Raw genomic sequence first — 10683 nt, forward strand, 5'->3', positions numbered from 1 at the left:
CAGCAGTATAAAATTGATTCTGGAGTTTTTTATTGCTACATAATGCAAAACTGCCGCCAGTTACGGCGGCAGCAAAAAATCTTCTATTTTTGTAATTAGTTCTCATCAGCAATTTCAATCAGCTTATCCAGCAGTTCAGAATAACTATATCCATAATCTTCCATCAACTGCGGATACATGGAGATACTTGTAAATCCCGGAAGGGTATTGATCTCATTCAGGTAAACGTGATTGGTCTTCTTATCCAGGAAGAAATCCACACGGCTCAACCCATGTCCATCGATCGCCTTAAATGCACGTACTGCATACTTACGGATCTGTTCCTGAATCTCTTCATCTACTTTCGCAGGGATACATGTCTTACTCTCTGCATCTTCGTATTTGGATTCAAAGGTATAGAATTCACCATGAGGCATGATCTGTCCGACTCTGGATACGATGATGTCATCATTTCCAAGAACGGCTGTCTCAAGCTCGATACAGTCTACACATTCTTCTACAACGATGTGTGTATCATACTTCGCAGCTTCTTCCAGCTTTGCCATCAGATCTTCCTCTTTATCGCAGCGGTAACATCCAACACTGGATCCGGAACGGCTTGCCTTGATAAAGCATGGCATACCAAGTTCTTTCATAATCGAAGCTTCTACTTCTTCTGTTTCTTCCATGTTCTTTTCCACTACAACCAGCTTTCCATCATTGCGCTTCTTCACATATACAGATTTAACCTGTGGGATTCCTGCACTTTCAAATACTTTCTTTGCAAAAATCTTATCCATACATGCACTGGATGCAAATACACGGCATCCTACATACGGAAGCTGTGCCAGTTCAAATAATCCCTGGATGGTTCCGTCTTCTCCGTAAAGTCCGTGAAGTACCGGGAATGCAACATCCTGACTTCTCAGAAGATTGAATACACCCTCTACCGCTTCTGCTCCATCAAGCCAGGTATCTTTTGACAGGTCATTATCTTCCTGCTTTAAGATGTACCATTTCCCATCTTTTGCAATGCCGACAAGTGTAATCTCATATTTATCTTTATCCAGATGCTTCATCACTGAATTACAGGAAATTCGTGAAATTGAATGCTCACTGGACTGTCCACCACAAACAACAAGTAACTTTTTCTTCATATCAGTTTCCCTCTGTTTCTTATTATATACTCTTCTCCGGTTTCCGCCGGATACTACTTAGAATAATTTACCACGTCCGCCTTGCATTTACAATAAAAGATTGGAATTTCAATAATTTTTTAAGCATTTTCCAGGCTTTCCACAAATGCAAGCAACTCTTTCATCGATCCTTGGTAATCACTTTCGATTGGAAGGTTCTTTTTATTTTCCATCGTATCCGTCACAAGAAAAGTCTTTGCACCCAGTTTCCGGATTGCAAGATCCTCTTCCACATCATTTCCCACCATCAGACATTCTTCCGGTGCAAGCTGAAAGCGTTCGAGAATTGTCCGGTAATAATCTGTATTTGGCTTGCAGTAGCAATTGTCTTCGTAAGTCGTGATCAGTTCAAAATCTTCTGCATCCAGTCCCGCCCATTTGATCCGGTTCACCGTTGCCACCTTTGGAAATACCGGATTGGTTGCAAGGTAGGTGCGGATTCCTTTTTCCTTTGCCTTTTTCACAACCTTGTCCGACAGACTGTTTGGCTGCGTCACCGCAATTGCCTGGTTAAATTCATTTGCATAGAAATCAAGGGCAATCCGTTCGGAATTCTCAGAATCCGTTGGAAGCAGTTCGTCCATATACTGCCAGAATGCTTCCCGGTTGGTACAACTTCCGTCATTATTCACCATTGCTCCATAGCCCTTCCACACGGATGCGATAAATGCTTTCGGATCAAAGGAAATCCCCTCGGATATATATTTTTTTGCCAGAAGCGGCATATAAAAGGTAACAAATTCGTCCTGGTTCATCGGAAGCAGCGTTCCGTCAAGATCAAATAAAATATGTCGAATGTGCATTATTCTTCCTCCAGATTCAGATGATGTAACTTTTTGTAATAAGAGTCCAGCGTATACAAAGCAGCCACCGGATTATTTCCAAGCACACGGTCCTTTACAACCAACGTCGTACTTGGCGCCTCGGCATACTTATAAAAGAGACTGTCATGGCCAACACAAAGTCCCATCACGATATTAATATCTGTCTTTTCTTTGTTCAGCACCTGCGCCTGCAGAATCGGGTTACACATGTGTACGCCAACTTCTTCGCACCGCTCCGGAATACCAACCTCCGTCTTCGGAACTTCCCCGATCTTACATCCCACGCCGTACACTTCAAATCCATACTCTCGCAGAAGTCCTGCAAGCAGATGACTTTCTTTTAAAAGTCCCACACAGCTTGCGATTCCGATCTTCTTTGCACCAAGCTTTTTCGCCCAACGGATCGTCTCCTCCACCCGGGTTGCCTGACAGTAAAAATCGTGCTCGATCTCAGCACTTGCACGCATGATCTTCAGATCCTTTTCATCTCCCATGTAAGTATCCAGTGCCTGCTGCCGGTCTTGGGAATCCATATTATTTGACACGCAAAATCCTGGATATGGTTTATGATTCTCTATATTCTGCTTTGCATTGCATTTCTTGACATTACAGTCTATACATGACAACTTTTTCGTTTCTTCCATTTTTTCTGCCTCCTCCTGATATACAGATAAGGATAACTGGTATTTTTGGGAAATGCAAGATGAAATAACTCTGCTTTACCTGTTTCCACAAAAGTGCTATCATTATACTAATTCTATAGAAAAGAGGCATACCTATGAAGTTTCTTATTTTACTGATTATTGCACTGGTTATCAGCTCGATCGGGTTTAAAAAATTTGTCTGGTTCATCTCGCTTGGATACGGGTTCTCCATTGCCGGGATTGGCGCAGGACTGATCGTACTATTCTGGAGAGAACTGACCATCCCGACTTTGGTAATGGCACTGCTTTTCATCGTGTATGGATGCAGACTTGGTGGATATCTGCTGATCCGGGAACAGAAAAGTACTTCCTACCAGAGTACGATGAAAAATGATATCAAAGACGGTTCTGACATGAATTTCTTTTTAAAGGTACTGGTCTGGGTAAGCTGCGCACTGCTTTACTGCTGCGAGACTGCCCCTGTCTTCTTCCGCCTGGAAAATCATGCCGGCTCTGATCTGGTCACTTCCCTTGGATCACTGATCATGGCAATTGGGATTCTTCTGGAATCATTTTCTGATTTCACCAAAAATAATTTCAAAAAAGAGCATCCACACGCTTTCTGTAATGTAGGACTTTTCCGTTTTGTACGCTGCCCGAATTACCTTGGCGAAGTCATCACATGGACCGGTGTCTTTGTATCCGGTACCACTGCTCTGCACGACACTTTGCAGTGGACTGCTGCCCTAATCGGATGGCTTGGGATTATCTATATTATGTTCGGCGGAGCAAGACGTCTGGAACTCAGACAGAACAAGAATTACGGCAACGATCCGGAATATCAGAAGTATGTGAAAAGTACACCGATCCTGATTCCGTTCGTACCGCTTTACAGTGTTGCAAAATATAAATGGCTGGTGGGATAATGATGGAAAAGAAAAAATATGACAATTTTACACTTTCACTCGCGCTTTTTGATGCCCTTCCGGTGCTCTTTTTCAGCATTGCGATCCTACTGATCGGATTTCGTTTCCGAAATGTGATCTTCTTTATCGGAGCCACGCTCTGCTCGCTTGCCGGATGCGGAAAGGTTCTCTGGAAAATCCTGCTTGCCGGATCCGGGAAAGATTTCCAGATCCTGAACCGGCAGATGCGGGTTCTGATGCCTTCCGGATTTGTTGGAATGATCGCCGGGCTGATTATTGGACGGCATGTGATTGATTTTTCAGTTCTTAGGAATGAAATTTTTTCGTTTCCTGCGGTAGTGTTTTTTGCGATTACAGTTATTGGGATGATCTGTATGAGCGTGTTTGCAGTAAAGCTGGATGGGACGAAGGCGAAGAATAACTGGATCGAGCAGATCACGAATGCGGTAGCACAGGGGTGTTTTCTGGCTGGGGTGATTGCGGTTATCTGGTAAATAAAACTCAAGTTTTATGATATAAAAAATATGAGGGGGGTATTATAATGACACGCACAATAAAACAATGGATATTTTTCTTAGCTCTCCCAATTTATACTCTTTTAGGTGCGTTTTTATTGCAAAGAATTATCTATGTATATTTGAATGGTCTTATTTCAGAAATGCTCTTTTTATTGATTACGATTATTCCGTCAATTGCAATTATGATTTATATTTCTGTCTATAATGAGTCTCTTGAAGAATACGGATTTCATTTACATAAACCAATAATTCAATTATTTTGTGGAATCATTCTTTATGTATTTATGGGAATCTTTTTCCGTTTTACTTTCTTATCCCCACCACCTTTTTCTGAAGCACTCGGTAATATAATTACTAAATTTGACCTAATAAACATAGATAACTTTTTTTACATATTGAATATGCTTTTAAATGTACTGACCGAAGAAATTCTTTGGCGTGGATTTGTTTTGACTTTTTTATCAAAGAAATCAACTAATTTCTTTGCTATTATTATTACTTCTGTTTTCTTTGGATTGATGCATTTTCCTGTTACTTATTCTTTTACACAGGTTATTAATACATGTATTATTTCCATTTTATATTGTTCTTTAAGAACTTTTTTCCCTGATAAATTTAGCATTCTCTCACTTACAGTTACTCATTTTCTTTGGAATGTGTCTCTCTATTAAAATATAAGGTTTTAACCTCAATTTAAAGTAAGAAATTTGACATTTCAACAGACACATGATAATATGACTATAGAAAAAGAGTGCTACCGATAGACGGTTAGCCCTTATACTAATTGATTAAAAATAACCGTTCAGTTGGCAAGCTTGGGCGGTTATTTTTGTGTCTTATTATTATCTTTGCCGAATGTGTATCCGGCACAAAAGCAGGTGATTCCAAAACTCACAACTGCAATAAAATCCAAAATACTCATTGGCTTAGCCCTCCTTTCCAGCAGATTCCTTATCAAGGTTTCTATGTAATCAGAGGGTCACAGGTCTCCGTTCTACTTCGGTCGTTGCAAAACGAGTGCCACTAGCACTCTGCACCCTCTGAAGAAGGACTAACCGCCTACTGTTATGGTAGCACCCATGTTTTGATTATATCAGCTCTAAAACTTTGATGCAGTAAATTTATCAGTTGGACTCTAACAAACTCTTATCAATGATCTGGAAATTCGCCCGGTGTATGTACAGCGCTTTCCCATCAATCATCAGCTTCGTAAACTTCGGCAGATCATCCGGGATTTCCCAGTACACATCTTCTCCACTATACGCTACAATCGGCTGTCCCAGTTGGGATTTGATAACAACCACTCTGGCTTTTCCAAACATATTCTTATATTTATTTAAGACACCGGCAATTGCCGTATTATCCGTAATCTTACCGCTTGCATTGCTTTCAATATCCTCCTGCGTAAAATCCACATCCGCTTTCAACGCGTCCTGCGCAAAAATACAGGTATCGCCACAGCTCTCGATTTCCTTTCCATCAATCGTAATTGTGATAACCGAAGAAAGCTCATAGCCGGTAATTACGTTTCCGTCCGAATCATAGCTTGAAGTTTCCACGGCATTTCCCTGCACATTGATCTTGTCTCCTGTGGTTGTCATCACACGATTGCCATAATTATCATAGGTCGTGATCGTGTACGAATTACCCACTAATTTTCCTGTAATGTCATTTAATTTGGAGCTGAGCATACTGCATCCCGCAAGTGCTATAGTCATGACTGCGCATGCTGCTACCATTGTAAATTTTTTCTTTTTCATAAATTTTCTCCTTTGTCCTTTTGCTGAATCATATTTTTGCTACTCTCTTATTTTACAGAAAGTATCCCTGTATAATTATGTAAAATATCGTCCGGCTGCATTGCATCCGATACCATAGCGATCTCAAGCTTATACTCTGCATCTGCATCACCAATGGATCCCTGAACCGGCACATACCGGTCAAAGCAGACATTTTGTTTCTTCTTAGTTGTTACAATTATCGTAACATAATCTTCCGTTGTCTGAAGCTTGTAGTAAACATCCTCTTCTGGAAATGTATCTTTCGCCCGGTCGATCATATCCGCATAATTGTAATATTCTGATTCATCACCAAGACCTGGCGTTTTTTCCTCAATCGCATCCTGCAGATTCTCTAAAACAGCTGCCGTCCTTGCCTCATTTTGCCTTCGTTCGATTTCTGACGTAATACTCACATGCAGGGAAATGACAAGTATGATCCCTGCCATGACCGCAATCGATGTCAGCCAGACCATAACAAGCTTTGATCTCTTTTTCTTTTCTTCCTCTTTTGTAAGATGCACGTTCGAAAATTCTTTTACAAAATATGCAGGATTTTCATTTCCGTAGGCAATCACCGCATCGACTGTGTCATAGCCTCTTTCCACACTATATTTCTGCCAGACACCATATTCGGAATAAAACTTTTCCAGCCTGTAGTAGAACGGCAAAAACCATCCTGTGTATTTTTTCCTTCGCATAAAAAATGCACAAAGACTACCGATCAGGATCGCAAAATATCCGACTCCCATTACGCCATAATAAAGACCTTCTATTTTCGATACCTGCTTCTCCGGCAATACCGCAAGTAACTGATATTTCCCATTCTCTTCTTTTTCCCAGTATGTCTGGAACCGGCTGCCGTAAGAATACTTAACCGGATCCAACCCAAGTTCTGCAAGTGTATAACTCACATGCTCGCCTTTATTCGGATCTTTCAGGCGCAGCGACTCGCCATCCTCCTGTACAACCGCAGTGACACCTTTTTTCCCTATGAGTTTATAGCCTGTTACACTTTCAAATGGATCATACTGCCCGACTCCGAAAAACCATACCAGTGAAAGGATCATATAAACGACAATTAGTTTTATGAGTTCTTTCCATACGTTGTATTTTAAAGACCTTTCTATGATTTCTTTTTCGTGCGCCGGGATTCCAGGCAGTGTACTGTACCAGGAAGCAAATCGTTCTCTTTTGGCTTCCTCATCCATTGCTTTTCTTAAATTCATTGCTGTTGCAAGCTGCATTTTATTTCCTCTCTGCTTTTGTAAAATGATTGTTTAGGATATTATAGCTTATTTGAACCTTGTCTTTCAACTGCCTGTTTTATATAATAGAAAGCAGAGACGATCTATTACAAGAAATGCTTCCGCTGGTTCTGGAATGTAAATTCGTCAGATTTACCGAAGAGGGAAATGTGATCGGCGAAATTGTCAATATCAATGCGGATGAGAAGATTCTGGATGAGAATGGAAATATTGATGTTGCAAAGCTTAAACCGATTGCTTATGAGCCTGTGCATAATGAGTATTATGTGATGGGTGAGAAGGTTGGAAATGCATTTAGTGATGGGAATGCGTTAAAATAATAGTGTGTGGATGAAAATATCCTGCTCAATTCTGATATCACTTATATCGGAATGAGCAGGATATTTTATGTTAAATTTCTTTTCCTTCTGTTATGGTAAAATAGGTAAACTTTTTATGATCCATTTGGATTTTTATTGTGATGGAATGATTCTTTGATTTTTCTTCTTTTATCAGTTCTAAATCTACCTTTACTAAGTATCCGTTGGATTCCTTTGTTACGTTAAGTTCTGTTAAATTATAGGAATCGTATTGTTGCAGAATTTTCACTGGTAAATAATAAAATGTCTTTAGAAAAGACTGGAATGACTCTTCTGTTATGAAATATTTTTGCAAAGGCTGAGATAACGCCTGATTGTCACTTCCGGTTTCCAGAATTCTTTTATATTCTGTTTCTGCCTTGGAATCGTCATTTAGCCATTCATGCATGAATGTTGTAATGATTTCCTGATCTGGCTGATATTTTTGTAGCGATATTATAATGATCGCACAGAGGACTATAATCGCACCAATGGAACTGGATAATCTTTTTTTCATAGGCATTATTTTAAACCTCCTTTGCTTGTTCTTTATAAATATCATATATATGATTTTTATTGATGGCAATAATTTTTTCAGTTTTTCATATTTATTTTTTTCTTCATTGATACACATTTTTACATGCGTTATATTGAAGAAAAATGATTGAAAAACTCAAAAGTCGAAAATAAATCAATGAAATAAATAACTATTGTTGATTTGAAATATGCAAAATTTAAAATGAATCAACGAAATAAGGAACTATTATTGACTTAGATATTGTAAAATTCAAAGCTAATCAACGAAATATGCAGATATAGTTGATTTAGAATTTCAGAAATTAAAAACAGATCAACAAATTCGGTCTATCTGGTTGATTGAAAATTACAGAAATCATAAACTAATCAACAAATTCGGCGTATAATGCTTCTCTATTTGTACAGCTGCCATCATTTTTAACCATTGCTTCATAGCCCTTCCATATGGAAGCAATGAATGCTTTGGGATCAAACTGAATTCCTTCCGATAAATATTTTTTCGCCAAAAGTGGCATATAAAAAGTAACAAATTCTTCCTGGTTCATTGGAAGCAGCGTTCCATCAAGATCAAATAAAATGTGCTGAATCTGCATCTTCTTTTCCTCCTTTGTACATCTTCTTAAGGATAACTTGTATTTTTTTGAAATGCAAGCGTCCTCTGGTATTCTTCGAAAATCAACAAAATCATACAAACTACTTCGTTTTCAAAAAATTCCTTTATATTTTTTTGACATCGTTTTATTTTTGTGTTAAAATTCAGATACTAAGACATATACATCATTTAAATTCAATCAATTATACTTTGTAATTTTTAAGGAGGGATCATACCAATGTTCAATTTTAAATTTTACTAACTAAATATATTGTAGTAGAAAAAAGAATACTTTATGACCATTAAAGCAAAAAAAATTAGTACAATAATATGTTCATTGATAATACTCTTAAGTCTTTATGCTACACCTGTAAGTGCTGCATCAGGAGCTAGAGGTACAATTTGTCCAGGTTGTTCTGGAAATATGTTACCAAGTACAACTTATGGAACATGGACTTCTTATCAAAAAGCTTGTTCTCACGGCTATACATATGGTACAGATAAAATGGAACAGCGAACCGTTACAACTGTAGTTAAGTGTACTAGATGCGGACTCGCATACCCTCCAACAACTTCAACACAAACACGTTTTGTAAGTTGCCATGGTTATAACTAATATATAAATACTCTCTGGAATAACAAATATATTTATACACATATTTTTATTCGAATACAGCGAAGGCGTGATACTATGAAACCTAAACGGCTTGCTCTTCTTCCACTCCTCATCCTTTCAATTGGATTATCCGGATGTACAAAGCTAAATAAAGATGTCTCCAAAACACTCTCTATTGTTATAGAACCTGCTTTTAAGGAGCAGGTCCTTGATGCTGTAAAATATGCCACATCCAAAAATAACTCTCTGGAATTTGAAATTAAAATATTATCTCCTGATCCTGATAAAAGATCTGCAGAAATTCAGAAACTCCGTACACAGATCATGTCTGGAAAAGGTCCTGACTTATATCTTGTTAACTGTTCCACCGATGGAGCTGCGCAGATGAACGAACCTCTTTTTGAAAATCCTTATAAGGCAATGCAAAGTGGTGTATTCGCCTCATTGGATAAATATATGAAAAAAGATTCTTATTGGCAAAAGGAAAACTATAATCCGTCTTTTCTTCTCCCCGGTCAATATCAGGAAAGACAATATATTCTTCCTCTTTCCTGCCACTATAATATGTTAATCTCCGATACTGTACTTGATTATACACAGGAAAATGATACCTTAGAAGATTGGATTTCAAATATAAAAAGTTCTTCTGACCACGCTCTGAAAAATGCACTATTCGAATTAGATAATATCAGTGGTAACTGGTTTCAACCTGCTGCGGATTACAATTCCGGTCAGATTTTCTTTGATAAGGAAAAGTGGAGTAATTTCGCATTAGAATACTTATTATTTAAACAAGATTATTTACAAAATAAAAAGACAAATAATACTGATACTAGCTCTTCGCATATTTTAATCTCATCTTTGGATGACATAAACGAACACACAACGCAAATAGACATAATCCCTGATATTCAGGGAAAAAAATTGGCTGCCATTCGTTGCTTTGGTGCTGTAAGTATGGCATCTGATTATAAAGAAGAAGCTTATCACTTCTTAATGTATTTTTTAAATAACGTAATTCAGGAATCAACTAGTACTAATGGAATGTCACTAAGCGCAAATGGTGTCCTTGGAACAGATTATCCGGTACAAGTATCTGCCATCCGTACAAAACTGTCCTTCTTAGATCAGTCAAAACAGGATTTAGCTATAAAAGCATTTCAGTCCTTAGAAGGAGCATATTTTCCGACAGAAGTTGAACATTTTATTTATGAAGAGATTATAGAAAATAGTAGTTTATTATATGGTCCGCAAACTGATTTTAAAAAGATATGGCAAGATAAGCTTTCGGCTTTAGCAGACAAAGCATGGAATGATTATCATACACAGGTGACAGAATAGTTTTAAGTGAAAGCGAGCGTGATGCAATGAAAAAAAAGAAGAAGGGATTCTTACTGGCTTTCCCTGCAATATGATATGCTACCCTCATATAGGACAATGAAATATAAAAGTCCTATATGGGGGTAT

Annotated in this window: 12 protein-coding genes; 5 read left to right on the forward strand and 7 right to left on the reverse strand. The window is 38.2% G+C overall.

What is annotated here, in order from left to right:
- Nucleotides 1-95 precede the first annotated feature (95 nt).
- From G4407_RS02925 to G4407_RS02935, 3 genes are all read right to left on the reverse strand, one after another.
- Nucleotides 96-1136: a D-alanine--D-alanine ligase family protein gene (locus G4407_RS02925; protein WP_173687674.1), complete on the reverse strand. Its 1041-nt coding sequence runs from the start codon at nt 1134-1136 to the stop codon at nt 96-98.
- Nucleotides 1137-1255: 119 nt separating this feature from the next.
- Nucleotides 1256-1978: an HAD family hydrolase gene (locus tag G4407_RS02930; RefSeq protein ID WP_173687675.1), complete on the reverse strand. Its 723-nt coding sequence runs from the start codon at nt 1976-1978 to the stop codon at nt 1256-1258.
- Nucleotides 1978-2643, reverse strand: a complete 666-nt coding sequence (locus tag G4407_RS02935) for a DUF1847 domain-containing protein (protein WP_173687676.1) — start codon at nt 2641-2643, stop codon at nt 1978-1980. The genes G4407_RS02930 and G4407_RS02935 overlap by 1 nt, the downstream gene beginning before the upstream one ends.
- Before the next feature lie 134 nt (nt 2644-2777).
- Here G4407_RS02935 and G4407_RS02940 point away from each other — a divergent pair, with 134 nt between their 5' ends.
- Genes G4407_RS02940 through G4407_RS02950 form a run of 3 tightly spaced genes read left to right on the forward strand, consistent with a single transcriptional unit; the run spans nt 2778 to nt 4758 of the window.
- Nucleotides 2778-3569 (forward strand): DUF1295 domain-containing protein, encoded by a 792-nt coding sequence (locus G4407_RS02940; protein WP_173687677.1) that lies wholly within the window; start codon nt 2778-2780, stop codon nt 3567-3569.
- 2 nt (nt 3570-3571) lie between these two features.
- Nucleotides 3572-4063, forward strand: coding sequence for a hypothetical protein (locus tag G4407_RS02945; protein WP_173687678.1), 492 nt, complete (start codon nt 3572-3574; stop codon nt 4061-4063).
- 47 nt (nt 4064-4110) lie between these two features.
- Complete coding sequence (locus tag G4407_RS02950; protein WP_173687679.1) at nt 4111-4758, forward strand: CPBP family intramembrane glutamic endopeptidase; 648 nt, start codon at nt 4111-4113, stop codon at nt 4756-4758.
- A gap of 453 nt (nt 4759-5211) precedes the next feature.
- Here G4407_RS02950 and G4407_RS02955 read toward each other — a convergent pair whose 3' ends face one another.
- Together G4407_RS02955 and G4407_RS02960 are read right to left on the reverse strand one after the other, a co-directional pair.
- Nucleotides 5212-5847 (reverse strand): DUF5052 family protein, encoded by a 636-nt coding sequence (locus G4407_RS02955; protein ID WP_173687680.1) that lies wholly within the window; start codon nt 5845-5847, stop codon nt 5212-5214.
- A 47-nt stretch (nt 5848-5894) separates the two neighbouring features.
- Nucleotides 5895-7112 (reverse strand): hypothetical protein, encoded by a 1218-nt coding sequence (locus G4407_RS02960; RefSeq protein WP_173687681.1) that lies wholly within the window; start codon nt 7110-7112, stop codon nt 5895-5897.
- Nucleotides 7113-7282: 170 nt separating this feature from the next.
- Here G4407_RS02960 and G4407_RS02965 point away from each other — a divergent pair, with 170 nt between their 5' ends.
- Nucleotides 7283-7453 (forward strand): hypothetical protein, encoded by a 171-nt coding sequence (locus G4407_RS02965; RefSeq protein ID WP_173687682.1) that lies wholly within the window; start codon nt 7283-7285, stop codon nt 7451-7453.
- Between the two features lie 70 nt (nt 7454-7523).
- Here G4407_RS02965 and G4407_RS02970 read toward each other — a convergent pair whose 3' ends face one another.
- Nucleotides 7524-7994 (reverse strand): hypothetical protein, encoded by a 471-nt coding sequence (locus tag G4407_RS02970; protein ID WP_173687683.1) that lies wholly within the window; start codon nt 7992-7994, stop codon nt 7524-7526.
- Between the two features lie 376 nt (nt 7995-8370).
- On the reverse strand, nt 8371-8601 hold the full coding sequence (locus G4407_RS02975; protein ID WP_243259225.1) for a hypothetical protein: 231 nt from the start codon (nt 8599-8601) through the stop codon (nt 8371-8373).
- Between the two features lie 690 nt (nt 8602-9291).
- On the opposite strand from G4407_RS02975, the gene G4407_RS02980 reads away from it, so the two are divergent.
- The gene (locus tag G4407_RS02980; protein ID WP_173687684.1) at nt 9292-10557 is read left to right on the forward strand and encodes a type 2 periplasmic-binding domain-containing protein; all 1266 of its coding nucleotides are present in this window, start codon (nt 9292-9294) and stop codon (nt 10555-10557) included.
- Nucleotides 10558-10683 lie beyond the last annotated feature (126 nt).

This window comes from Allocoprococcus comes (genome assembly GCF_013300725.1).
Lineage (GTDB): Bacteria > Bacillota > Clostridia > Lachnospirales > Lachnospiraceae > Allocoprococcus > Allocoprococcus comes_A.